Origin of the sequence: Yersinia pekkanenii (assembly GCF_001152565.1) — a bacterium.
In the GTDB taxonomy this organism is placed as follows: domain Bacteria; phylum Pseudomonadota; class Gammaproteobacteria; order Enterobacterales; family Enterobacteriaceae; genus Yersinia; species Yersinia pekkanenii.
The window spans coordinates 115,594-138,627 of the sequence record NZ_CQAZ01000005.1 but is presented as its reverse complement, the minus strand read 5'-3'; the positions used below and the strand labels follow the sequence as shown (position 1 = coordinate 138,627).

Sequence of the window (23,034 nt, the reverse complement as noted above, 5' to 3'; positions counted from 1 at the left end):
ATCAGACTCCAGAGATATCAAGGGAGATGGCCTGATATTGGTCACTGTCGCCAATACGCTCATAAACCCGGACATAGGAACGACTGCCGACAACCTGCACCGCTTCGCTGATGGCATCCATCGCCCGTAACCAGCGTGAGTCCTGAATGTCATAACGACGCAGGGCCAAGACTGCCCCGGTATTGATCTCACCCTCTTTATCCGAGGAAAAGGCCCGGTTAATTAAGGTATGAATTTCAGGCCGCGCACCTTCAACCCAATCAGCAAGGCATTCATCAATAAGCGCTTTAGCGGCTTGCAGGCGCTCATCAAAGGCAATGCGGTCTTGCATGGCTCGTTGGATTTTATATTTACCGTCAAAGGTATACAGCGTGACGTTGCCTTTCTTACCACCCAGTGAAACATTGTATTCATTGGCTGACAGGTCAACGAACGCGGCAATGTCAGCAAAGGTGGCCAACTTAAACTCGGTCAGCATTTTGTTAACGACCAGTGCGCGATTGATAATGTCACCCACTAATGTATCGCGCATTTTGTCGATATCTTTAACCAGAGAGATTGGGGTCAGAATACCTTTAGCATCAACCCAGTACCCCTCTGGAGCGGCTTTATCAGTGAATTGTTTGTTTTCAGTGGACATGCTTCTTACCTCGTTTGGTTTTAACTAAAGATTCAATAACTTGCTTGGTTTTAACTGCTACATGACCAGCTAACCCATTAGCAATTCCATTTGTCACATCATTTTCAAACTGATTACTTTTGGATAGTTCGACGCGACAACTCACACTCACGCGACCACCATCCACAACTTCGATGATTATTTTTGCCATAACTGGCTATCTCCAGATGATATGAGCGCCGCGCCAGATGGTCATTTTGACCAGGCTACGGACGCCATTGCGGGTTTCGGTTATCTCAACCGCGCCTTGTTCCCATGCCTTAAAGGGGCGATCAACTTCGATGATCGGACGGCGTAAGCGGGTGTTTAATTCCACCACTTTAATACCGGCGCGTAATAAGCGATTAATAGGCTTCATTAAGGTCGGGTTATTAATAGGCAATTGGCACATGGCTTATTCCTTAATTAATTAACATTTTGGCGGCTTGGCGAACGGCACCGACACCCACGGGTGTTTCATTGATATGGCTAAGGCGAATTGCACCGCGCAGTAACTTAAATAAGCGGCGGGCATTGCCTCTTGATTCCTGATAAAGCGCCTCATTGATATCATCTGCTACCGCAGGTAACACACTGGCCGCAATGGCACTGACATCATCTTTAGGCAGCGCATTACCGATATTGAGCGCAAATGCCACACGGCTATAAAGTTGGACGAATTCGCCACGCTTACCTTTCAGGTTAATCAACAGTCGCGGCATACCAACCAGGACAACGCCGATACCGCTTTTATCGTGCAGACGGCGCAGCACTTCCAGTGTTCGATGTGGCAGCAACTCCCCCTCGTCAATCAACAAGACATAGCCCGAATCACGTAATTTATTGGTACATAACTCAAAGGTTTCATGCATGTTGCCGCGAGGGGATAGCCCCAAACGGTTACAGATCTCCTCCAGCAAGACGCGAGCGGTAAAGCTGGGGTCAACTTCGATTAGCAGCGCGGTGGAGTTCTGGCTGGCGTAAGCCTTTAATGCCATGGTTTTACCTAGCCCAGCCTCGCCGTAAATCACATTGATCTCACCGTCAACGTGGGCCATACGGATAATTTCCAGCGCTTTTTTAGATGCTGACGTTGCAACAAACTTCACGTCTACGCGCTGGGCTTTATCTTTCTCGCGAGTACGTTCGAGGAAAGCCTGTACCTCACTATTGACCCTCTCTAAATCCCCGTTATATTTATCTTGTAGATATTGATTGACGGTGGCAGTACTCATACCGATGGCGCGTGAAACCTGTGTTTGGTTGAGGCTTTTACGTTCCATCAGTTCTATAAGGTCATTTTTAATTGTCATGATTTAATTCCTATGTAGTGAATGAGCGGCATTTGATGGGCGTCAAATAGCCGCTTTTTTATTGCCATGTACTTTTAAATATTCATCGCGATCAGACTGGAATAAAAACATCTCGTCCCGGTCATCATTAATTCTTGATATATCGCCCTGGATAAGTGAGCCAAAATCAGGCGCATTATCAACGGTCAATACCGGGTTAAGTTCGGCATTAATCTCTTCAGCTTTTTGCTCAACAAGCTTCATACGTCTGTTGTGGCGGTCTTTTGCCACTTTCCGGACGTACTCCACTGGGAAGGCAGCGTGGGTATTGCCATTCACGATGGCAGTACAGATAAATGAGCCATCAAGGCGGCGAACGGTAACGCTGCTGGCATCGTGGATATCGAACTCAACCAGAACTTGTTCACCGTCGACCTGAATTAAATCCTGAGAAAAGTACTCATTCTTAAAGAGAGGGAACCAACCGCGATTAACTGTACGTATGATTTGCGGGCGGAACATATCACGTAATTCAATATCAGAAAGACGATCAATAGTCTCATCGACCAGTAGCAACTGCCGATACTCCGCAGCGGTATAGTGCTTACCGTCTTCACGACAAGGGAGCTCGCTGTGGCGATGTCTTTCGTTATAGTCTTCAATCTCATCCTCTATGGCATCAATAAGCTGACGCCATGACGGTAATTTAGCCATCGCCGCTTTTTGGCGGCTATTTAGCTCTTTATTCTTACCTTGCGCATTAAAGGCTGAATTAAGGTCAACGCTGAGCATGCGAACCGTTTCACGGTCAGCAGATTTACCGTTATAAGTGGCAAATTTACGGGCGATACGGGCGGGAATTTCGCGGTTAAGTCGCTCAATAATCCCACGAGCCTGCGGGTTGCCGGGAATACCCGTAGGATGCTCCACGCCAAGCCGCGAAAAAATCCCCGTAATATCAGCGTCTAATATGTTGGCAGTCTGGCCCGCACCGTTATCTGAGTAGTAGATCAGCGGTATACCGTGATGCTGCATACCGTGGCGCAACGCATCGGCCACCGCGATGACGTTCTCAGCGAGGCTCAGGCTCCAACCGACGACATAACGTGTCCGGCCATCAATAACCAGCGTAATTTCGGGCGTAAATGGACGACCATGGTCAGGGTGGGCCACCTTCATCTTCATGCTATGGCCATCACCAATCCAAACGCCGTTAACGGGCATTTGTGACCAGTCACGCTTAACATAGGTATTCAGCGCCCGCTTGGCAGAGCCGGTAACACGGCCGCGCTGTTTAACGATAGTCGGCAGCTTGTCTAAAGCCCGGTGAACAGCATGAACAGACGGTATGGCATCGCGCATGGCGGGTTGGTCGACATACTGCGCCTTCCATGCCTTATCAAATTCCTTGTAAGCAGCCGCGATGGTTAGCCCTTTAGTGGTGCGGTAGTGGGACATAAACAGAGGCATCCATTTCATCCGCTCCACCGGTTTACCTTTATTATGCCCTGGAGCCAGTAAAACCAGCCGCTCTGCTGAGTTTGATGCACGTTCATAATCAACCACCCAACCATTGAGGGTGCGGGTACTGACACCCGTGCGCAGACCTTTACGGGCATTGGCCACTGCTGCTGCTTTCTGTAATTTCTCAGGCAAGGTATTAGATTGTGACTGGTCACAAATGTATTTAATGGCCCTAATGCGCGACAACCCTGCATTTTGTAAAGCAAAAACCTCAATCACTAAAGTAGCGCGGGCATCAGCAATATCACGCTGTAACGTGGTCAGGTTGTTAGTGCTTCTCTGCAACAGGGCTGGACATTGGCGCATAAGATCGAGCTCATGCTTAGGCTTAACTCTTGGATTTAAATCGCTATTAACTGCCGATTTAACGGACTTTTTTTCTACTGCTAACAGAGAGTTAAGGTGACGTTCACGAACAACGTCTTGTTGCTGCTCTGTGAGGCAATCAATATGGTATTCAAATGCCTTGGTACCAGCGCGTTTACGTTTCAATTCCAGTGAACTTCCCGCTAGCTTATTAAGCGCAGCCCTAACACCTGGCGCAGTCCCAGGCATACCCGGTAACCCAATCAGTTCATTCACAGAAAGAAACATGTTAAGCCACCCTACGAGTTAAGGCTGGGTAGCGACTAGGCCAAATATTCACAGGTTCTAAACCCAATGCCTGGGCAATGATTTTCTCCCCTTTTGGGTAAGGGCGATACAGAGCGTTTTTGAGAGTATCTGCGGCTAAACCGGCCTCAATAGACAGGTCTCGCATGGTTACACCTTGTTTATGTAACGATGCAACGATATCTATTCGGTGCATATCACTACAAGCCACTTCATTTCTATTCATCATTCGATTACCCTAAAAAGTTGAACCGTGCGGATAAGCCGTAAGGGTTATCCGTATGGATAGAGTATTGATCCGAATGCTGGTCACGTAAAGTAAAAATATGACTTTCTTTGATTCTTATTGCGATCAATTGATTTCAATTGTGAATAACTATTAATAATCAAAGAGTTAAAAGGAAAAGAAAATGATTGGTAGTAAAGTAAAAGAATTTACTTTTGAGGCTGAAGGAAAAGAAAAACTCAAAGAGCGTTTGAGGGAGCTTGTTGGTACCAGGAGTGTGCGGGCAGCGGCAAGAGACTGGGGGCTATCTTTCTCCACGTTAAATAATTATTTAACCAAGAGCACTGAACCTGCTTTTACTGCCATGCAAAAAATTGCACATAAGGAGCGCGTTAGCCTTGACTGGTTAGCATATGGATCAATGACTAACACGATCACCGCCACTAACCATAATCTCAGTGAGGCTGAAAAAGAATATAAAGCTAGAGGAAAGTTAACTAGCGCTTGGCTAGCAGTGCTTGACTCTCTTGATGAAAATGAAGCACATGCCTTATTAAGAGTGATACACAAGAAGGGGGTTGATGGCATTGTCGAGCTGGTTACTGCGAATTCTCTCGATATAGAACTATTACAGTTACCAACTGAAGAGAAGGAGCGCCTGATGGCACTACACGAAGCCAAAAAAGGGGCATCTGAAAGTTGTGTAGAAAATAACTCTGGCGACCAATCGCAGAAGAAGGTTGGATGATTGCATTATGGTAACGCAATCATCTTTTTTAAACGTTGTTTAAGATCTGATTAAAATGGTTTGAACGATGATCTAAATTGTGCAAAATAGAATGCAAAATATCGTACTTTTGATTATTTTTTCGATGTCCATGCAAAATCGTTGAATTGCCCCGCAAGTCGCTCCTTTCAAGGCTTCCCGCCTAAATCAGACTCTCCCTAAGCTATGTTAAAATGATCACTCCCCCACATAAATCAGGGGATTGCTGAGCTAAGAACTAAACAACAAAGGCTATTAGAGCTGCAACAGCGTGTTTATGCAGATATTGAAATAGCAGAAGCCACAGAGCGGCAGCGAGTTGAAAAAGCCCGGCTGGCGGCAGAGGTAGCTGAATGGCAGCAGCGAGTTGCAAACCCACGACTGACGGCGGAAGCCACAAAATGGCAGCCGCGTGCTGAGTTTGAACAATGGGATGCAAACGTCACAGAACGCTGGCGAATTAAGGACGATCAGCGGGCGGCAGAAGTAGCTGAATGGCAGCAGCGAGTGGAGCGCGAACGGGTGGCCGCAGAAGCGGCAGCCTACCTTGCCAGGCAGCAGGCGGTCACTCCCCAAAATACCTTCTCCTTACCTGCTTATCCGCGAGGCCACGCATATCCTCCCTGTTTTGCCGTGGGGGGTGCGGGTGCTATCACATTAAGTCCTCAGGTCGCTAATCATTTAGGTACCTCATTGCGGCGGGTATCGGAGCGATTTCGCAGCATGGACACCAGCTCGTTAGCTGATCCAATGGCGGTCATCATTGGTGCGGGCTTCTATTCGGATAATGACAGGGAAGGCACAAGTCAGCCGCCATTAGTCGGTAGTTTCTCTCTCAGGGACATAGGGTTATCCCTTGGCGCGCCGTTACCACAGCAAGGTGAAGTAGATTCGCCTGTCCGAATTTTGATGTCCGAAAAGGATGATTGGACGGATGTTTATGCAGTAAAAACCGGTGCTGCAAATATTGCCGCTAAGGTAAAAGTTGCCACTGCCCAATTTGAGCAATCAAAAGGTGTTTATACTTTTACCACCGACAGTCAGCCGCCACGCACCTTTATTTTTACGCCAGCAAAACCGCCCGGCATGGATATCAGCTCGGTACTGCCACAACCGCCGAGTGCACCGGTTGTTCCGCCGCATACCGGGGCTGATATCACCTTCCTGGCGACCAAGCCGGGCTTAATATTTCTGGCTCTGGAAGAGGGTGATTTCCACGATTACATCATTTGGTTCCCGGCAGAGTCAGGGCTGGAACCGGTGTATATTTATTTTAAAACGCCACGGGATGAACCGGGTGAAGTAACCGGTCGTGGGCAGCAAGTTGCAGGAGTTTGGTTGGCAGAGGCGGGTAAGGGGCTGGGAGCACCGATCCCGGCACAGATTGCCGATAAATTACGTGGCAGGAAGTTCAGTAGTTTTGATAGATTTAGGGCAGCATTTTGGCTGGAGGTTGCGAATGATCCTGAATTGGCTGGGCAGTTTAATAAAACTAACTACGTCGAAATACTAAATCAACGAGCCCCATACCCACCTTCCATAGAGCAAATTGGTGATAGGAAAAAATATGAAATTCATCATGTTAAATTTATAAATAATGGAGGAGAGGTTTACAATATTGAAAACCTAAGAATCATGACACCGAAACGGCACATTAATATTCACTCCGGAAATAGAGGGAAATAATATGGAACTTAAAAAAGAGTTAACAGACTATACTGAAAATGAGTTTCTAGAGTTGATTAATTTATTATTTATTGGTGAATTCTCTTCAGAAGAGGAGCATGACGAACTTGTAAATCATATTGTAAAAATTACAGAACACCCTAATGGTACTGATATCCTTTATTATCCTGAGGCTGGAGTGGAGGATAGCCCCGAGGGAGTTATTAAATTCATTAAGAAATGGCGGGCCGAGAACGGCAAGCCCGGATTCAAAGAGTAACTTATATCATTAAGTAAAAATATAGGCCGCCTTTCTGGCAGTTTATATTTACTTTATTAATTAGTCGCTGAAATATAAATACTCATTTATTATATCATTTGGTCATCAGATTATTAGTAGCTGGGAGCACCGATCCCGGCACAGATTGCCGATAAATTACGTGGCAGGAAGTTCAATAGTTTTGATAGATTTAGGGCAGCGTTTTGGCAGGAGGTTGCGAATGATCCTGAATTGGCTGCGCAGTTCTCACCGTTGAACCAGAATAGAATGAAACGTGGTTATGCTCCATATCCAATACCAACCGAGCAGGTAGGAGGAAGGGTGAAGTTTGAACTTCATCATGTTAAATTTATTCGTGATGATGGTGCAGTTTATGATATTGAAAATATAAGGGTAATGACACCCAAACGACATATAAATATTCATTCAGAGAATGGAGGTGGGTAATGGAATTAAAAAATAGTATAACCGAATATACCGAAGGCGAGTTTTTGGCTTTTTTAAATAAAATTTGGGCTGTAGACGTTTCAGAGAAGGAGCATGATGCTCTTATTCATCATTTTGTAATGCTCATTGAGCATCCTCATGGGAATGGAGTGCTATTTTATCCCGCTTCAGATGTTGATAATAGTCCCGAAGGTATTCTTGAATTTATAAAAAAATGGCGAGCCGAAAACGGCAAACCCGGATTCAAAGAGTAACTTATATCATTAAGTAAAAATATAGGCCGCCTTTCTGGCGGTTTATATTTTCTTTATTAATTATTCGGTTAAATATGAATGCTCTATTTATTACATCATTTGGTTCCCGGCTTATTAGTGGCTGGGAGCACCGATCCCGGCACAGATTGCCGATAAATTACGTGGCATGAAGTTCAGTAGTTTTGGTGAGTTTCGTAGGGCTTTATGGTTGGAAATATCTAAAGATCCAACTTTATCGGAACAGTTTAAATCTGGTAATTTAGGGAATATTAAGAATGGCAAGGCTCCATCGCCTAGAGAAAGTGAGCAAGTAGGTGGTCGGGTAAAACATGAACTGCATCATGTGCAGTCAGTAAAGGTGGTGCCGTTTACGATATTGATAATATTAGAGTGTTAACGCCTAAGAGGCATATAAAAATTCATAAAGAGGTGAAGTAATATGGAAGGAAACACTATATCTGATTACACGGAATCTGAGTTTTTAGAGTTCGTAAAAAAACTGTTCAAGGTGGAAAATACATCTGAAGAAGACGATATTCAAAACCTTCTTAAATTTAAAAGGCTATGTGAACATCCTGCCGGGTCTGATCTTATCTACTACCCAGAAGCTCATCAGGATGATAGTCCTGAAGGTGTCGTGAGTGAAATAAAAAAATGGCGGGCCGAGAACGGCAAGCCCGGATTCAAAGAGTAGCTTATATCGTTAAGTAAAAATATAGGCCGCCCTTCTGGCGGTTTATATTTGTCTGATTAATTTTTATGTAAATACTGAATCAATTATGTGGTGTTAACTCCCGCGGTTCGGGGGGCGGGTGTATTGATTTTCGTATCTCAATGCAGAGGTGTGACAATTATTAAATTAATGCTATCACGGTCCGAAAAATTATTGTTGTGGGTGTGGTAACTCGAATAATAAAAAACCAATAGCATTTAAATAACTAAATAATGGGGGTGAGGTAAATATATTTAGCAGTAAAAATTCTTGTTAATTATAAAAACTTAAATAAGGAAATAAAACATGGGAGAAGGACACCGTAATATAATGGATCATGGTATCCGATGGTTTCTTTGGACAGATGCGGATAACAACAATGTTCCTGCAACAAAAGAGCTGTTGGCGGCGCTTTATAACGACATGCGACAGGCTATGGTCACTCAAGGTTTTAAAATCCACGAACACCAGCGGCAAATGAAAGAAGATGTCGTAGCACTTAATTCGCTTGAAGGTATAAGAGCATATAAAATCGGTTGGGAGATGATATAGCATGAGTAAATTCACGACTCCGGCAGTGTTGGAAATGCAAGATGATTACCGCTGGAGGCTGATTGAACCCTTTGAGTTTTGGTTAACAGACGCTCCCGATAGTGTGATCAAAGTGCCTGCGGGATACGTGACAGACCTTGCGAGTGTGCCTCGTATCTTTTGGGTTATCTTCCCACCACATGGGCGCTATGCCAAAGCGGCTATTATTCATGACTACCTGTACGATAATGCATTGCGAACCAAGAAAGAGGCAGATAGGATTTTTCTGGATGGAATGCGAGTGCTCGGTGTGCCGTGGTGCCGGAGAGAAATCATGTATCTCGCTGTGCGTTTATTTGGCCGTGGTCAGTACAGAATATATCGACCATGAGAGAGGGGCGGACACCTTTCGTCCAATTGAGAGAACAGTCCTGAGGATATTGTAGCTGAAATAAAAAATGGCGAGCCGAAAAGGGTATATCTGGATTCAAACAGTAACTTATATTGCTCAGTAATAACATAATCTGTCTATTTGGCTGGCTATATTGGTATGATTTATTTTTATGTAATTAGTTAGCTATCTGTCGTAAATGGCTCGGAATTCGGGTAAGGATGTATTGACTTTTCTATCTAAACGCCTATGTGTTTTATGGGGTGAAAATTTATTAAATTAATACTACCCCGGCCCGAAAAAACTCTTGTAAGGTGTTAATCGTGGTTTAACACATCATGGATATATTTATTATTTCTCAATCTTATTAATATAAAAATTCTTTCTTGTTAATTAATAGACCTCGCTAATTAGTGAGGTCTTTTTTTGTGGGTGATATTAATAGAATAAATAAAAAGGCGTTTAAATATAAAAAGGAGATAAGTAATGAGTGACATTCAAACGGTCTTGACCCGCTGGGGCATTTGGGCTAGAGAGAATTCTCAGCTGGATTATCCGCATATCGCTAGTGGGTTTAAGGGATTGGTAACAAAAAACAAATCAGCTGAATCATGTTGCGATAATGACGGATTAGCCATTGATAGAACGATAGGGGATTTACAACGAGCCTCGCGAGAAAAAGAATTAGAGCTTATTCTTCGTCATTATGTTTACGGGCAATCGAAAGCTTCTATTGCCCGATTAAAAAAATGTAATGAACGGGAAATTAGACGTCAATTACAAGTCGCTGAAAGTTTTATTGAAGGATGCATCATGCAATCTGATATTGCATTGGAAATGAAGGTGGAATAATAACTATATTTCTATTCATTCAATTTTTCACTTTATATCGCTGCTAAAGGCATTACGGTTACCTAAATCATCAATTAAATCAAAATTGACGGTGTTGCTGCCTGCGAGTGGTGAGCGGTTGAGCGGAAAATCGAGTTTTGAAAAAGGCGCAACCATATCCGCTAACCCTTCAGCGGAACCAAGTGCCAGCGAGGCTAATGACGCATAATAAGGGGTTGGGTTATCAACCCGGACTAAAGCGGTATCGCCATTACGTACTAAGGTAAAGGTTAATGCCTTGCCAACAGTATCGCTCGGTGCGAGTAAACTCTTAGGCCGATAAAATACTTTATATTGCATGCGCAGGGCCAGCGTGACGAAAGACTCATCGTTGGTTTCAGGGGCCGCTTTGGGTGGGATTTCGTACACATTTAGCCAAAATGCAGATTCCCTATCAGTAGGTAATTTACTGGCTCCCGATAAGATTAATCGCAGACTACGCTGTGCCTGCGGTTGTAGCCGAAATAACGGGGGCAATACTAATACTGGGGAAATAGCCTTCTCCGGCGTTGCCATCAAATCACCATCATCCACCCAGACTTGTACTGCCACCGGATAACTATTGCTGTTAACCAGTTGCAGTGACTCTTCAGTGCTGCCTTCGCTGAAGATAATACGTGTCCTTTCCGCAATCACACTCGCCATGGCCGGTACACTACAGGCCATAATGAGCAAAAGAAGCAAGCCATTTATCCCACTATTCATATGTTTTAAAATCACATTATTGGACACGTATAACCACTTGCGCATGCGCATTCACTGCTCCTGGTGTCACGGTTTGCCCGCTGATTTTGCTTAACTCAGCCCGAAAATTCTCTGTGTAGCTATTCCCCCCAGTCACACTGCCGGTCATCTGTTGTGCGCCTTGGAAGATGCCATACCAGCCACCATTATTACCTGTTTGAGTCACATTTTTTGACAACAAATAAATCGGGCTATTGTTACGGTAGATACGGATGCCAACCCCACTCGCCATACCGGCCGCACCGTAATTATCAGAAACTAAATGGCTGATGCCACCACTGCCGTTTATTAATCCCAACGCTTGTGCTTTGGCGACATTGGCTGCGGGCACCAGAAAGCCCATTGCTACCGTACCAGAAGTCACGCCGGAAGTGATACCGGTCTGACACTGAAAATCTATACTAAAATCGGCGGAGCTAGTATGGCCTGTATTCAGTTCTGCTACCGAAATTCCGGGTAATACTACCGTAGGGGTAAAATTGGTCACCGCACAAATCGTGGTTCGACGGAAAGTAACATAATTGTACAACCCAATGGAGGCCGGCCAGTTAGCATACCAACCGGGAAAGAGTGAGTTTGAGTCAGTTCCTTCAACCGGGCCACTAAGGCCAGGTCCTCTAAACGCGATATAGGCGCTCGGTTGGGTATACTTATAGAGATAAGATGGCGTATTGTTAGTACCGGCGCGGGCATAATCAATACGAAATAGCTCGGTATACAAATTACTGAAATTCTTCGCTTTGACTAAAATACGGCCAGTGCTGTCTTTATCAAGATCGGTTAAGCGCCGCCCTTTCCAGAACCGAGAGTAATACTCACCAGTGGATAGGTTTGTGTGCCTAATGACAACGTTGCTCACATAGGTGGCATAACCCGAGGGAACATTGCCGCCAATGGCGCCATCTTCATTGTGGCCAGAAAAGGCATTGTCTCCGTTAGTGGCATACATCTCGAACAGTTGATCTACATCGGCTGCTGCACAGCGAAATAGCACCTGTTCAGGGTTATAACCGTTATTCATGGCAAAAGTGGTAAAGTCAGATGTCGCTGCCGCCAATAGTGTGCCATCGGGTTGAAAATTTGCATTGGTACTGAGGTCAATAATACCCGGTAGACCGAGCGATCCGTTGTTGTTATCCAGTGAACCCGACCATTGTTCTGCCGTGCCATCACCGGCACCCAGCTCGCTTTGCTTCGTAATTCGGGTACAAGTTGACCACGCTGAGGTGCTGAATAGCGCGATAAGTAACATCATTCCCGCCACAATACGCGGGCGACGGTAATGGGCCGCGGTTGATGACCGCGAAACTTCGTAAGATATTAATGGCTCTGTTGTTATTAACATTATTTTCTCACATCGTTAACGGCGGCAACTGCCTGTTATATGAATAATATCCTGCTCAGTATCTTTAGATTCAAATACATAAGGTAATTCGCACTGCTCACTGCTGTTCTCACCCCAGCGGACATAAAGTGAACCTTTTTTGTCTTTCACTCGTGCGTAGATCTGATTCCCCTGACCTACCATACCGACCAGTTCGTCTTTGCTGTTAAACACATCGGCACCTAACGGTAATCCCTCATCCTTGGCAGTTTGAGTTTGAATCAATACGGCATAACCGGTTAGCGTTTCAAATTTTACTTTCACCGCTGCGCCAGCATAAGGAACCACGCGGCCTTGGTTTTCTTTTAGCTCAGTGTTGCGGTTAATGCCTTTGGTGTCTAAACCCACGGTGTTGTAGTTATAGGGGGTTAACGAAGGGATCAGTGCAAAGCCATTGCTGTCAATCCTTGATCCTTGCGCATTGCGTACTGCCGCGCCCTGGGCACCCTCTGCTTGAATTAAACCAAAAGTATCACCCAAATAAGGGCCTAGCGTCAGACCCTGGCTATGTATTACCGCCGCACCGCGGGCGCTAGCACCATATTGGGTGTAATTATTGCCGCGGGAATAGTTGCCATTGACGGTGGCATTAGGGAATTGCTGCTGCACATTTGCTCCCCAAGTATTTGAGCTGCCACCAAGATTGCTATCGTTATAACCGGCATTGACGGAATAGTTAAAGGTATTGCGTTCACCCGCAGAGCCTGAGAGTGCGGTCTGATAATTATTACCGCTTTTGGGATTACGGCTGGCAGACATCGACAGATATTGATTATTATTACCAATATTCAATGGGATCGATACGGTCAGTGTCGCGATATTTTCGGTGTTGCCGTAGCGTGTCGTCGTCGCAGTTTCATTAGTATTGTCGGTATCCCAGTTATACAGTGTTGAGGTATAAACACTGCGCTGACGGCTGAGCGCCACATTGTAACTAATCTGACGATAATTATTTGAATAGCCTAGCTGTAATTGGGTGTCGCGTGCGGTGTCATTATAATAATCAATGGTGGCGGCCGAAGCGTACAATTGACCAAAGCCACCTAAGTCTTGATTAATTGTGGTAGAGAATTGGCTGCGCTGGTTATAGGTTGATGAATCCCAGGTCCCGCCATTTTTTTGCACTGAACGTGCGCCGAAAACATCGTTTAACTCGCGATACCCTTTGGTGGAGTAGCGATAGCCCGCCAATGAGAATGTGGTCCCTGTCTCACTGAAGGTCTGGCTATACGTTGCCTGCATCCGCCAGCCATCCTGCGTTTGATCATCTTCAACTTTGGCATGGGAATAGGTGGTGTTCAGGCCAAAAGCACCGACCGAGGTGCCGATAACACCGCCAACGAGTAGTGCAGTATAATCTTGCGCTAACCGCACACCACTATTCGCCGTTAACTGATTGGTCAGACCGCGTTCATAGGTAAAATCGGTAAAATAATTATCAATATTGGTGAAATCGCGTGATTCCCCAATAACCGCATTATAACGGCTAACACCTGGGCGCATTGAATCCGGAACAGCGCTAAATGGCACGGTAAAGGTTGAGCGGCTACCATTGGCCTCTATCACCTCGACATTGAGATCACCTTGGCTGGTGGTGCTGTATAAATCGTTAATAACAAATGGGCCGGGAGCGACATTAGTTTCATAAATTTCACGCCCATTCTGGCGAATAATTACCCGTGCATTGGTGCTGGCAATACCACGGACTTCAGGTGCAAAACCACGCTGTGACGCTGGCCACATACGTTGGTCGGTGGCCATTTTCGCGCCACGAAACGACATGGAGCCAAATAAGGTACTGTCGGTAAAGGTTTCGCCCAGCGTTAATTGACTGTCCAATTGTGGGATCGGGCGCTGTACATAAGTGCGGATATTATTCCATTGGGTATCGCTGTTATTCGCATTACTGGCATAGCGTACGTTTGATTGTTGACGCAGTTGCCACAACCCTAAATTCAACCCCCCTTTTAGGCCAATAAAACCATAATCATAAGTATTATTCTGCTGACCTTGGGTTTCGCTACGATAAAAGTTGGTGCTGTAGTTAACGAATGCGAGTTTTTCACCTTGTTCCCATTCCGCCCGCTCAATATAACCCCGGGGCTGTTGTTTCAATAAGGCTTGTGGAATAGAAAGTTCTAAGCGCAGTTTGGCCTGATTAAAGTGAAAAGAAGCCCCTTTCACCTGTTTAGCCAGCGGCACACATTGCGCTGTTGAGGCGTAGCTTGCGGTATCCGAAGGTGATGAATCCGTCTCGGTGGCTTGAGGTTCTTTGGCTATAGCACCATCTTTACTGGTTAATTTAATCCCAGCGGCAGTTAAGAATTCATCACTCAGGCAGGGGTAAACCTCTGATGAATCGGCATCCTTAACAAATTTAATGGTTGTGCGTTTGTATTGCTTATTATTGATCAACACATCGACAGCATCGTAATTTCCCGCTGTGACAGAATTCTCTTTATTCAGTTGATTCAAGCCTGAGGCAAAGTTTGTACCTAAAAAGAGAGATTCATCAAACTCAAGATTCTGTGATTCTTCCTGAGCTAAAGCAGTATCAACATGTAGGATTAAAGTGATGCATAACGTTAATACTTTCTTACGGCCGGAAAATTTCTTTTTCGGAGCGATGCGTGAAAAACCCATAAATATTCCTTTACCGGAAAGTGACAGTTAAATCTGATAACTACCGGCATCTTGTCCGCCGAAATCATTCACTATCCGAAAATTAATAATAGGATTAGAAGGTGCTGATAAACTTGGGATAACCCATTCAACCTGAGACATTGGTGGGATCATCTCTGATTTCATTTTGAGTTTTTTACCATTGCCAACGACTTCACCACTGGCAATAGTGGCATAGAAACCGGTTGGGTTTTTCCCTGTCACCACAACATTGCTACCTTGTTGACGGACACTGAAAGTCAGCGCGCTGGGAACTTGGTCAACTTGGCCAGCAATATTTGCAGGTCGATAAAATACTTTAATGCGGTTACGCAGCAACACTAACATTTTATTGTTTTTTTCTGCTTTATTGACGGGCGGCACCTGCAAAAAGTTAAGATAAAATACCGATTCTTTATCTGTTGGTAGGCCACTGCCGGTATATTTCAGCCGTAATGTTTGGCCTGCGTTGGCTTCGATGCGAAAGAAGGGTGGGGTGACAATAAACGGGGCTTTGCCCGTCTCAGGGGTTGATTTAGCATCACCACTGTCTAACCAGACCTGAACAGCATTAGGAAAGTTGTCATTATTGGTTAATTGTACGCTGTGCTCTTTTTCACCCGCCGAATATATAATACGACTGCCACTCATTACGACACTGGCGTTGGCAAAAGAGATACCCATAAACATCAATAAAGAGACAAACAGATAACGATAGCTATATGTATTAAACATGATGGGTATATCCTCTGTAGGAACTTATCGGGTGGAATGCCCACCCGATAATACAGATATTACAGGTAAGAAACTGAATATTGTACCGATGCATTCACAGAACCTGGTGCTGCTTGCCCGGTCGCAAAGTATTGAACAGCAAAATAATGCTCTGCTGATGTTTGGCCCGCTTCCAATACAATGCCATCTTGCGCCAAACCGCTATTCAGATCTATACCGGTAGTGGTAGTGGCATCTTTCAACAATTGAAGCTCAACATTTGCCGCTGTGCCGGTGTTTTTTAAGTTACCAGAAGCAGAAACTTGATTACCAACGAAATTAGTTTTGATATCAATATCAGTTGCGTCAGCTGTACAGCCTGAAACACCCAAGGTAAAGGTTGTTTTACCGGCTGTTTTACCCGAAGTATTCAGGTCACCGCTTGATACTGTCGGCAATAAGACTATTGGGTTAGCTTCAAGGCCGTTGACGGTAACCGAACAAGTTTGTGCCGTGACTTCGCCTTGGAAAGTAATTGTATTATTGCTGGCGGCCATTGAAGCAGTTGTTGATGCTGCGAATAACGCGATAGCCAAAGTGATTTTATTCATTTAAAACTCCAGTACATTAATTAAAGTGAGCTAAATTCTCATTGGGATTTTTATATTAATAAGAATCTAACTTAATAAAGATGAAGTGGTGAATGACTATATGTACGAGTTTTCTTCGACTATATTTGTCAAAATCCCACATGGTTTTTTATTAAAAACTATTAAGTGGTAGTTATTTTTCGCTACATCCATTACTTGATGAGACGATAATATAGAAGGTGACTGTGATTTCACATAGGATAAACTAACCAGTTAATGTGGGAAATTTCCTACTTGCATTTATTTGCGACAAAAAATAATTTAACTTCATGTATTTTAAAGTTTTTTTTGTGATCTCTAGAAAATAATTAATGAGATCTTTCTTGTTTTTTTATCTGTGTTTTTATTTTTCGTTGCTATTTTTGTGCGTTAATATATGACATCACTAATGTTTTTTTCGTCTTTTTTTATAAAGTTAAGTAAGGTTTTTGTATGGAAATAACAGTAATAACAATGAAGGATGATGATATTTATGCGGTTGTTCTGAAATCGTTCTTATTTTATACACATTGCGTCACGGTAATATATCGAGGGGGTAGGGGGGATTATTTACGCCACCAGAGAGATGGCGCATGGCTAACTTAGTTACGGTATAGCACTTTAATAATATGGTAACCGAACTGAGTTTTTACCGGGCCATAAGGTTGCAGCAGTTCGCAGCTAAATACCGCTTTATCGAACGCCGGGACCATATCCCCTTTATTGAACTCACCCAAGTCGCCACCACTACGTTTTGACGGGCAATTAGAGAACTTTTTCGCTAACTCCTGGAAATCAGCACCGTTGTTCAACTGTGCCAGAATATCATTTGCCTGCTTTTCATCATCCACCAGAATGTGCAGCGCAGAAGCTTTGTTTGCCATAGTAACAATCACCACTAAGTTATTTAGACGACAGAGTAATTTGAACAGAGGTTATCTTCGATAGGGCCTCGAACCGCGCCAGTGTAGCGTATTTTGGTGATGATGGGGGCCAGTGTAGCGGGTTTTTACAAATCAAAAACCACAGGGAGTTTTTTTTCGCCGGTAGCTTTCTGCTACAATCCTGTTCCTCCGTTAACCCACTGAACAGAGCTTTCGAGTGCCATGCGATTAAATCCCAGCCAACAACAAGCCGTCGAATTTGTCACCGGACCCTGTCTGGTGTTAGCCGGTGCGGGCTCGGGTAAAACCCGGGTCATTACTAACAAGATTGCTCATTTGATTCGTCAGTGTGGTTATCAACCAAAACATATTGCGGCAGTGACCTTTACCAATAAAGCCGCGCGGGAGATGAAAGAACGTGTGGCTCAAACGCTAGGACGTAAGGAGTCGCGCGGCTTGATGATTGCGACGTTCCATACTTTGGGGCTGGAAATTATCAAAAAAGAGTATGTGGCGCTGGGGATGAAATCTAACTTCTCGTTATTCGACGCACAGGACCAACTGGGACTATTGAAAGATCTGACCCATAAGTGGCTGGAAGATGACAAAACGTTGCTGCAACAGTTAATCTCCCAGATCTCAAACTGGAAAAATGATCTTCTCGATCCCACTGCGGCGGCGGCACTGACACGATCCGAACGCGATAAGTTATTCGTTCATTGCTATGGCTTATATGACGCCCATTTGAAAGCCTGTAACGTATTAGATTTCGACGATCTTATCTCCCTACCGACTCTGCTGTTACAAAATAATCTGGCAGTGCGCGAACGTTGGCAAAATCGCCTGCGTTACCTGTTGGTGGACGAATATCAGGATACCAATACCAGCCAATATCAAATGGTTAAATTGCTGGTAGGCAGCCGGGCACGCTTTACCGTGGTCGGCGATGACGACCAATCTATCTATTCATGGCGAGGCGCACGGCCCCAGAATCTGGTGTTGCTGAATGAAGACTTCCCGCAGTTGCAGGTGATCAAGCTGGAGCAGAACTACCGCTCTTCGGGTCGCATTCTGAAAGCGGCAAATATTCTGATCGCTAACAATCCCCATGTTTTTGAAAAAAAACTCTTTTCTAAGTTGGACTATGGCGATGAGCTAAAAGTTATTATCGCTAATAATGAAGATCATGAGGCCGAGAGAGTGGTTGGTGAGCTTATCGCCCACCATTTTATGCAAAAAACGCAATACAGCGATTATGCCATTTTGTATCGCGGTAACCATCAGTCGCGGTTGTTTGAAAAGCTGTTGGTGCAAAACCGTATTCCTTATCGTATCTCCGGTGGTGACTCGTTTTTCTCTCGTCCGGAGATCAAAGACTTACTGGCTTATTTGCGGGTATTGACCAATCAGGATGATGACAGCGCATTCCTACGTATTGTGAATACGCCAAAGCGTGAGATTGGTTCTACAACGGTTCAAAAGTTGGGTGAATGGGCTAATTTGCGCAATAAAAGCCTGTTTCGTGCCAGTTTTGATCTGGGACTCGGAGAGTATTTGAAGGGCCGTGGTTTGGCGTCATTACAGCGTTTTACTCACTGGATGGACGGTATTATTCGGTTGGTAGAACGTGAGCCGATAGCGGCAGTGCGGGATTTGATCCACGGTATCGATTATGAAAGTTGGTTATTCGAAACCTCTCCCAGCCCGAAAGCGGCCGAAATGCGGATGAAAAACGTTAATCTATTATTTAGCTGGATGACCGAAATGTTGGAAGGGTCAGAGCTGAATGAGCCGATGTCACTGACTCAGGTGGTCACGCGTTTTACTCTGCGCGATATGATGGAGCGGGGAGAAAGTGATGAAGAACTGGATCAAGTGCAATTAATGACGTTGCACGCCTCGAAAGGGTTGGAATTCCCTTATGTGTTCTTAGTCGGGATGGAAGAAGGCTTGCTACCACACCAAAGCAGCATTGACGAAGATAATGTGGATGAAGAGCGGCGGCTGGCCTATGTGGGTATCACCCGCGCTCAGCGGGAACTGTTCTTTACCTTATGCAAAGAGCGGCGGCAGTATGGTGAGCTGATTCGGCCAGAACCCAGCCGTTTCCTAATGGAGTTACCGCAGGATGATTTGCAATGGGAAAATGAGCGCAAAACGGTTAGCCCGGAAGAACGGATGCAAAAAGGTCAGAGTCACCTGGCCAATCTTCGTGCGCAGTTAGAGAATGCCAAGAAACAGTAATGGGCTGCCATCGATCCTCATCAACAACTGCTCATTACTTAACCCGTTAAGGCGTTACTGGTGTACCATCGACAGTGACGTTTTTCACGTCACTAACGTGCCATGGGGTATCGCCCCGTAATTCGGTGAATACAACACTGTTAAATTCGCTATCACGCAAGTCGCTGATAGCCGTAGGGTTTGTCCGTTTCAATTGAACATTGTCGACATGCACCAAACGGTGCCAGGCTTGATTTGCGGTGTCACCTTTGATTTCAATGGCCGCATTCTTGCCGGTCATATTATCCAGCGTCACATTTTTAACTGTGAAATCATAGAATTGAGCCGGGACTTTAGCCGGTGGGTAATCAATGTTGGCATTACTGTCGGCATAATCCAGTGTCATTACTATTGCCTGTTTAGCTAAATCGCGCATCGCATTATTGCGGAATGTCACATTGCGGACCCCCCCGCCAATAGTACTGGTGCTCTTGGCGCGCAGGCCGATATCGGTCAGATACATTACGTTGTTTTCGGCCAGAATGTCCTCAATCCAGGCACCGGTATGGCTGCCGGTCACAATGGCACCGTGCCCATTACGGAAATAGTTATTAAATAACCACGCGGCTTTCATCGGCTCTTGTTGTTGTGCTTTTTCTCCGGTACCTGCGGCGAAGTTGATGCAGTCATCACCGGTATCAAAAAAATTATTAAACACCATCACATTCTGGCTGTTACCAAACTCAATACCATCACCGTTGTTAGCATCATAAGTTTGATGAATTAAACCGTTGGCAACCACATTGTGGTTTTCCAGATTCATGATGCCGTGGAACGCGGGGTTACGGACGGTAAAACCAGCCAGATAAACATTTTCTACCCCGCGTAATGTCATCAGGCTGGAGCGGCGTTGACCATAGGCATTTTTTAAATCCATACCGTCGGAAACGGCTTTCTCAACCTGATTTTTCGCCAGAATGCCATCTTCATGTACTTTACTGTTTTTACTCGCCACATATTGTGGCAATGAATGGCCTAACTCGTCTGTAATCTCAGGTGTTTTTGCCCGCAGCCAGCCATTGCCATCAATGATCCCTGAGCCGGTAATCCGAATATTACGGAATGTTCCTGGCGTGCTGTTTTTCGGGTCAATGGCATTGATCAGCGATGCTGGGCGCTCAATGGTGGAATAAGGGTATAGGTGGTAGCCAGCCGGATAATCATCAGGGTTTTCTGAGCCCAACAATGTCGCGCCAGCTTGCAGGTTAAGTGTCATATCGCTTTTCAGCCAAAGCGCGCCACTTTTATAGATACCTGCCGGAATTTCGACTCGGCAACCCGGTTTACAGCGATCAATTGCCTGTTGAATCGCTTTGGTATTTAACGTTTTGCCATCATCGACTGCGCCAAATTCGCGAATATTGATACTCTGTGGTTTAGCACTGGTTTTTGTCGTAACGAGGTTACTGGCAGTGGACAACGAGCCATCGGCATAACGCGCTTTTACCGTAAATTGATAGCGAGTGTCTGGTTTTAAACCATCAACTGTGAAATTTTGCAGCACAATTTTATGCTGGAAATTATCTTTATCGTTGGCATAAAAGTGATCGATATAGGGCTTGGCTGGCGAGAATTTATCATTGTTATCACTGGCTTTACCCAGTAACTTCCCGGCGGAATAAATCTGGTAATCAACAATTTCGCGGGTATCTTCCGGTGCCTTCCACACCAGAACAATACTGCTCTCGTCATAGGCAAGAGTAGGAACCTGTAGCTGCTGAGGGGCATCGTGGCGGCTTGCTTGCGCAGCAATTACCGTTGGGGTGCTGGCTATCAGACTGAACATCATTACCCACATAGCCAAGCTATGTGGACGTTGAGACTGTGCTCGCATTGTTACCTCTTTAAAAAAAGAAACATAGTTTTATAAAAATACACACATCGTTTCTTTTTTAAACTGAGGGTGATCACAATCTGATGGTTTTGTGGGGGTATTTAGGGCGAGGGGGTAAGAAGTGGGCGACTGGGGCCGCCCAACAGCAACAAATTTAGTTCAATTCTTCTAATAATAGCGGCCATTGAACATAGCTTTGCCAGTGACTTTCTTGCTCAAGCGCTTCAGCCCGGTAAGGGTGTTGTTGCAGCCAACCTTGAGGTAGCAGTATATAAAGCGCTTCATTATTGGCACGCAGCCTGACGGCCGGCAGAGTATCATCCCGGCGGCGACTGGAGAAAATAATCGCCAGACGCAGTAAACGGCACAAATGTTGTGCCATCGCCACCGGCAACGCATTCTGTTGATTTAACAATGACAGATCGAGCGTGTCGCTCTGGTTTTGTAGCAGAGCAGAAAGTAGTAGCTTTTGAGCAGGGGTAAAACCAGGGAGATCTAAATTGCGAATCAGGTAAGCGGCATGTTGGGGAGCACGTTTAAAATCGACACTTAGGCCAATTTCATGAATCAAACAGGCATTTTGCAGTAACTCCCGACATCGGCCATCAAGATGCCACTCTTTTTCCACTTGTAGGAAAAAGTTATCGGCCAGCTTGCTAACGCGCTTAGCTTGCTCGGTATCGAGTAAATAGCGACGCTGCAAATTTCGCACTGTCCGGCTGCGAATATCCTGCTCAACGGGTAAATGCAGCATGCCATAGACCAGCCCTTCGCGCAGTGCGCCGCCAGCCAGAGTCATGCTTTCAATTGCCAGTTCCTGGAATATCGCAATTAAAATAGATAGGCCACTGGGGAAAACCAGCGCCCGTTCCAGCGTTAAACCAGGGATTTCCAGCTCTTCCAATTTGCCACACTGAATCGCTCTTTGTTTCAACTGCTGTAATTTGGCCAGCGTGATCAGTTCGTCCATACCCTGAGCGACCATGATCTCTTGTAGAGCCTGAACGGTCCCTGAGGCCCCGACACAGATTTGCCAGCCATGGTCACGAAAACGTTTTGCGACCGGTTTGAGCATCTCGCGGGCGGCCAGTTCAGCGCGCTCAAAATTATCTTTTGCCAGATTGCGGTCACTGAAGTAACGCTCCAGCCACGTGACACAACCCATTGATAAGCTGACCAGGGTATTTGCCTGAGCACCATTGCCGGTCACCAGCTCGGTGCTGCCCCCCCCAATATCCACCACCAGACGCTGTTCCGGCCCACCAGTGGTATGTGCCACACCATGATAAATCAGGCGCGCTTCTTCTTCGCCACTGATCACCTGAATTGGGCAACCGAGAATTTCTATTGCGGTTTGCAGAAATTCTTCAGCATTAGAAGCCAGACGCAGGGTTGCAGTTGCGACCACGCGGATCTGATCCCGAGGAATGTCCTGCAAACGCTCTGAAAAAAGTTTCAGGCATTGCCAGCCGCGTTCCATCGCTTCTTGCGACAAGTGGTTTTGGCTATCCAAACCGGCAGCCAGACGGACTTTCCGTTTGATCCGGGCCAGCGTCTGGATACTGCCTGCCACCTCACGTACCACCAACATATGAAAACTGTTGGAGCCAAGATCGATGGCAGCATAAAGTGAGGTGGAACTCAGCATCATT

24 protein-coding genes and 1 pseudogene are annotated in these 23,034 nt (G+C 45.4%); 11 read left to right on the top strand and 14 right to left on the bottom strand.

Annotation, left to right across the window (positions count from 1 at the left end; translation table 11 throughout):
- Position 1 precedes the first annotated feature (1 nt).
- From AEP37_RS04145 to AEP37_RS04120, 6 genes are read right to left on the bottom strand one after another with little or no spacing between them, the layout of a single operon-like run.
- Positions 2–640 (bottom strand): DUF3164 family protein, encoded by a 639-nt coding sequence (locus tag AEP37_RS04145; protein WP_049610290.1) that lies wholly within the window; start codon positions 638–640, stop codon positions 2–4.
- Positions 630–830 (bottom strand): hypothetical protein, encoded by a 201-nt coding sequence (locus AEP37_RS04140; RefSeq protein WP_049610289.1) that lies wholly within the window; start codon positions 828–830, stop codon positions 630–632. The genes AEP37_RS04145 and AEP37_RS04140 overlap by 11 nt, the downstream gene beginning before the upstream one ends.
- 6 nt (positions 831–836) lie before the next feature.
- On the bottom strand, positions 837–1,070 hold the full coding sequence (locus AEP37_RS04135) for a hypothetical protein (protein WP_012303416.1): 234 nt from the start codon (positions 1,068–1,070) through the stop codon (positions 837–839).
- A 10-nt stretch (positions 1,071–1,080) separates the two neighbouring features.
- Positions 1,081–1,971 carry an AAA family ATPase gene (locus AEP37_RS04130; protein WP_049610286.1) on the bottom strand — a complete coding sequence of 297 codons (891 nt, stop codon included), beginning with the start codon at positions 1,969–1,971 and terminating at the stop codon, positions 1,081–1,083.
- A gap of 42 nt (positions 1,972–2,013) precedes the next feature.
- The gene (locus tag AEP37_RS04125; RefSeq protein ID WP_049610284.1) at positions 2,014–4,068 is read right to left on the bottom strand and encodes a Mu transposase C-terminal domain-containing protein; all 2,055 of its coding nucleotides are present in this window, start codon (positions 4,066–4,068) and stop codon (positions 2,014–2,016) included.
- 1 nt (position 4,069) lies between these two features.
- Positions 4,070–4,312: a helix-turn-helix domain-containing protein gene (locus tag AEP37_RS04120; RefSeq protein ID WP_049610359.1), complete on the bottom strand. Its 243-nt coding sequence runs from the start codon at positions 4,310–4,312 to the stop codon at positions 4,070–4,072.
- 184 nt (positions 4,313–4,496) lie between these two features.
- Between AEP37_RS04120 and AEP37_RS04115 the strand changes: the two genes are divergently transcribed.
- The 10 genes and pseudogenes from AEP37_RS04115 (at position 4,497) to AEP37_RS04075 (ending at position 10,210) form a co-directional block, all read left to right on the top strand.
- Positions 4,497–5,060 (top strand): transcriptional regulator, encoded by a 564-nt coding sequence (locus AEP37_RS04115; RefSeq protein ID WP_049610282.1) that lies wholly within the window; start codon positions 4,497–4,499, stop codon positions 5,058–5,060.
- A gap of 525 nt (positions 5,061–5,585) precedes the next feature.
- The gene (locus tag AEP37_RS04110; RefSeq protein WP_053101940.1) at positions 5,586–6,764 is read left to right on the top strand and encodes an S-type pyocin domain-containing protein; all 1,179 of its coding nucleotides are present in this window, start codon (positions 5,586–5,588) and stop codon (positions 6,762–6,764) included.
- A 1-nt stretch (position 6,765) separates the two neighbouring features.
- Positions 6,766–7,023, top strand: a complete 258-nt coding sequence (locus tag AEP37_RS04105) for a bacteriocin immunity protein (protein ID WP_049610279.1) — start codon at positions 6,766–6,768, stop codon at positions 7,021–7,023.
- Between the two features lie 120 nt (positions 7,024–7,143).
- The gene (locus AEP37_RS27695) at positions 7,144–7,470 is read left to right on the top strand and encodes an HNH endonuclease signature motif containing protein (RefSeq protein ID WP_072086238.1); all 327 of its coding nucleotides are present in this window, start codon (positions 7,144–7,146) and stop codon (positions 7,468–7,470) included.
- Positions 7,470–7,724, top strand: coding sequence for a bacteriocin immunity protein (locus AEP37_RS04095; RefSeq protein ID WP_049610273.1), 255 nt, complete (start codon positions 7,470–7,472; stop codon positions 7,722–7,724). The genes AEP37_RS27695 and AEP37_RS04095 overlap by 1 nt, the downstream gene beginning before the upstream one ends.
- Before the next feature lie 121 nt (positions 7,725–7,845).
- Positions 7,846–8,162, top strand: a pseudogene (locus AEP37_RS27690) (HNH endonuclease signature motif containing protein).
- Position 8,163: 1 nt separating this feature from the next.
- Positions 8,164–8,418, top strand: coding sequence for a bacteriocin immunity protein (locus tag AEP37_RS04090; protein WP_049610271.1), 255 nt, complete (start codon positions 8,164–8,166; stop codon positions 8,416–8,418).
- 324 nt (positions 8,419–8,742) lie between these two features.
- Positions 8,743–8,988, top strand: a complete 246-nt coding sequence (locus AEP37_RS04085; RefSeq protein WP_050691887.1) for a DUF4376 domain-containing protein — start codon at positions 8,743–8,745, stop codon at positions 8,986–8,988.
- A gap of 1 nt (position 8,989) precedes the next feature.
- Positions 8,990–9,358: a DUF1353 domain-containing protein gene (locus AEP37_RS04080; protein WP_049610268.1), complete on the top strand. Its 369-nt coding sequence runs from the start codon at positions 8,990–8,992 to the stop codon at positions 9,356–9,358.
- A gap of 486 nt (positions 9,359–9,844) precedes the next feature.
- Positions 9,845–10,210, top strand: a complete 366-nt coding sequence (locus tag AEP37_RS04075) for an antiterminator Q family protein (RefSeq protein ID WP_049610264.1) — start codon at positions 9,845–9,847, stop codon at positions 10,208–10,210.
- Between the two features lie 27 nt (positions 10,211–10,237).
- Here AEP37_RS04075 and AEP37_RS04070 read toward each other — a convergent pair whose 3' ends face one another.
- The 6 genes from AEP37_RS04070 to ppiC form a co-directional block, all read right to left on the bottom strand.
- Complete coding sequence (locus tag AEP37_RS04070) at positions 10,238–11,005, bottom strand: fimbrial biogenesis chaperone (protein ID WP_049610262.1); 768 nt, start codon at positions 11,003–11,005, stop codon at positions 10,238–10,240.
- Complete coding sequence (gene stbD / locus AEP37_RS04065; RefSeq protein ID WP_235801371.1) at positions 10,971–12,248, bottom strand: fimbrial usher protein StbD; 1,278 nt, start codon at positions 12,246–12,248, stop codon at positions 10,971–10,973. Before stbD ends, AEP37_RS04070 begins: the two co-directional genes overlap by 35 nt.
- 105 nt (positions 12,249–12,353) lie before the next feature.
- Positions 12,354–15,020 carry a fimbria/pilus outer membrane usher protein gene (locus AEP37_RS04060; RefSeq protein WP_049610257.1) on the bottom strand — a complete coding sequence of 889 codons (2,667 nt, stop codon included), beginning with the start codon at positions 15,018–15,020 and terminating at the stop codon, positions 12,354–12,356.
- A gap of 27 nt (positions 15,021–15,047) precedes the next feature.
- A complete protein-coding gene (locus tag AEP37_RS04055; protein ID WP_049610254.1) occupies positions 15,048–15,773 on the bottom strand; it encodes a fimbrial biogenesis chaperone in 726 nt (241 codons plus the stop codon).
- A gap of 59 nt (positions 15,774–15,832) precedes the next feature.
- Complete coding sequence (locus AEP37_RS04050) at positions 15,833–16,363, bottom strand: fimbrial protein (RefSeq protein ID WP_049610250.1); 531 nt, start codon at positions 16,361–16,363, stop codon at positions 15,833–15,835.
- 620 nt (positions 16,364–16,983) lie between these two features.
- Positions 16,984–17,265 carry a peptidylprolyl isomerase PpiC gene (gene ppiC, locus AEP37_RS04045; RefSeq protein WP_049610246.1) on the bottom strand — a complete coding sequence of 94 codons (282 nt, stop codon included), beginning with the start codon at positions 17,263–17,265 and terminating at the stop codon, positions 16,984–16,986.
- Positions 17,266–17,487: 222 nt separating this feature from the next.
- On the opposite strand from ppiC, the gene rep reads away from it, so the two are divergent.
- On the top strand, positions 17,488–19,509 hold the full coding sequence (gene rep / locus AEP37_RS04040; RefSeq protein ID WP_049610243.1) for a DNA helicase Rep: 2,022 nt from the start codon (positions 17,488–17,490) through the stop codon (positions 19,507–19,509).
- 46 nt (positions 19,510–19,555) lie between these two features.
- Here rep and AEP37_RS04035 read toward each other — a convergent pair whose 3' ends face one another.
- Complete coding sequence (locus tag AEP37_RS04035; protein ID WP_049610240.1) at positions 19,556–21,382, bottom strand: glycosyl hydrolase family 28 protein; 1,827 nt, start codon at positions 21,380–21,382, stop codon at positions 19,556–19,558.
- A gap of 154 nt (positions 21,383–21,536) precedes the next feature.
- Positions 21,537–23,030 (bottom strand): exopolyphosphatase, encoded by a 1,494-nt coding sequence (gene ppx / locus AEP37_RS04030; RefSeq protein ID WP_049610351.1) that lies wholly within the window; start codon positions 23,028–23,030, stop codon positions 21,537–21,539.
- Between the last annotated feature and the right edge of the window lie 4 nt (positions 23,031–23,034).

What these genes read in the sequence shown, in the direction of transcription:
- AEP37_RS04145 (WP_049610290.1), bottom strand. Translation starts at nt 640, where the DNA reads ATGTCCACTGAAAACAAACAATTCACTGATAAAGCCGCTCCAGAGGGG.
- AEP37_RS04140 (WP_049610289.1), bottom strand. Translation starts at nt 830, where the DNA reads ATGGCAAAAATAATCATCGAAGTTGTGGATGGTGGTCGCGTGAGTGTG.
- AEP37_RS04135 (WP_012303416.1), bottom strand. Translation starts at nt 1,070, where the DNA reads ATGTGCCAATTGCCTATTAATAACCCGACCTTAATGAAGCCTATTAAT.
- AEP37_RS04130 (WP_049610286.1), bottom strand. Translation starts at nt 1,971, where the DNA reads ATGACAATTAAAAATGACCTTATAGAACTGATGGAACGTAAAAGCCTC.
- AEP37_RS04125 (WP_049610284.1), bottom strand. Translation starts at nt 4,068, where the DNA reads ATGTTTCTTTCTGTGAATGAACTGATTGGGTTACCGGGTATGCCTGGG.
- AEP37_RS04120 (WP_049610359.1), bottom strand. Translation starts at nt 4,312, where the DNA reads ATGAATAGAAATGAAGTGGCTTGTAGTGATATGCACCGAATAGATATC.
- AEP37_RS04115 (WP_049610282.1), top strand. Translation starts at nt 4,497, where the DNA reads ATGATTGGTAGTAAAGTAAAAGAATTTACTTTTGAGGCTGAAGGAAAA.
- AEP37_RS04105 (WP_049610279.1), top strand. Translation starts at nt 6,766, where the DNA reads ATGGAACTTAAAAAAGAGTTAACAGACTATACTGAAAATGAGTTTCTA.
- AEP37_RS04095 (WP_049610273.1), top strand. Translation starts at nt 7,470, where the DNA reads ATGGAATTAAAAAATAGTATAACCGAATATACCGAAGGCGAGTTTTTG.
- AEP37_RS04090 (WP_049610271.1), top strand. Translation starts at nt 8,164, where the DNA reads ATGGAAGGAAACACTATATCTGATTACACGGAATCTGAGTTTTTAGAG.
- AEP37_RS04085 (WP_050691887.1), top strand. Translation starts at nt 8,743, where the DNA reads ATGGGAGAAGGACACCGTAATATAATGGATCATGGTATCCGATGGTTT.
- AEP37_RS04080 (WP_049610268.1), top strand. Translation starts at nt 8,990, where the DNA reads ATGAGTAAATTCACGACTCCGGCAGTGTTGGAAATGCAAGATGATTAC.
- AEP37_RS04075 (WP_049610264.1), top strand. Translation starts at nt 9,845, where the DNA reads ATGAGTGACATTCAAACGGTCTTGACCCGCTGGGGCATTTGGGCTAGA.
- AEP37_RS04070 (WP_049610262.1), bottom strand. Translation starts at nt 11,005, where the DNA reads ATGCGCATGCGCAAGTGGTTATACGTGTCCAATAATGTGATTTTAAAA.
- stbD (WP_235801371.1), bottom strand. Translation starts at nt 12,248, where the DNA reads ATGATGTTACTTATCGCGCTATTCAGCACCTCAGCGTGGTCAACTTGT.
- AEP37_RS04060 (WP_049610257.1), bottom strand. Translation starts at nt 15,020, where the DNA reads ATGGGTTTTTCACGCATCGCTCCGAAAAAGAAATTTTCCGGCCGTAAG.
- AEP37_RS04055 (WP_049610254.1), bottom strand. Translation starts at nt 15,773, where the DNA reads ATGTTTAATACATATAGCTATCGTTATCTGTTTGTCTCTTTATTGATG.
- AEP37_RS04050 (WP_049610250.1), bottom strand. Translation starts at nt 16,363, where the DNA reads ATGAATAAAATCACTTTGGCTATCGCGTTATTCGCAGCATCAACAACT.
- ppiC (WP_049610246.1), bottom strand. Translation starts at nt 17,265, where the DNA reads ATGGCAAACAAAGCTTCTGCGCTGCACATTCTGGTGGATGATGAAAAG.
- rep (WP_049610243.1), top strand. Translation starts at nt 17,488, where the DNA reads ATGCGATTAAATCCCAGCCAACAACAAGCCGTCGAATTTGTCACCGGA.
- AEP37_RS04035 (WP_049610240.1), bottom strand. Translation starts at nt 21,382, where the DNA reads ATGCGAGCACAGTCTCAACGTCCACATAGCTTGGCTATGTGGGTAATG.
- ppx (WP_049610351.1), bottom strand. Translation starts at nt 23,030, where the DNA reads ATGCTGAGTTCCACCTCACTTTATGCTGCCATCGATCTTGGCTCCAAC.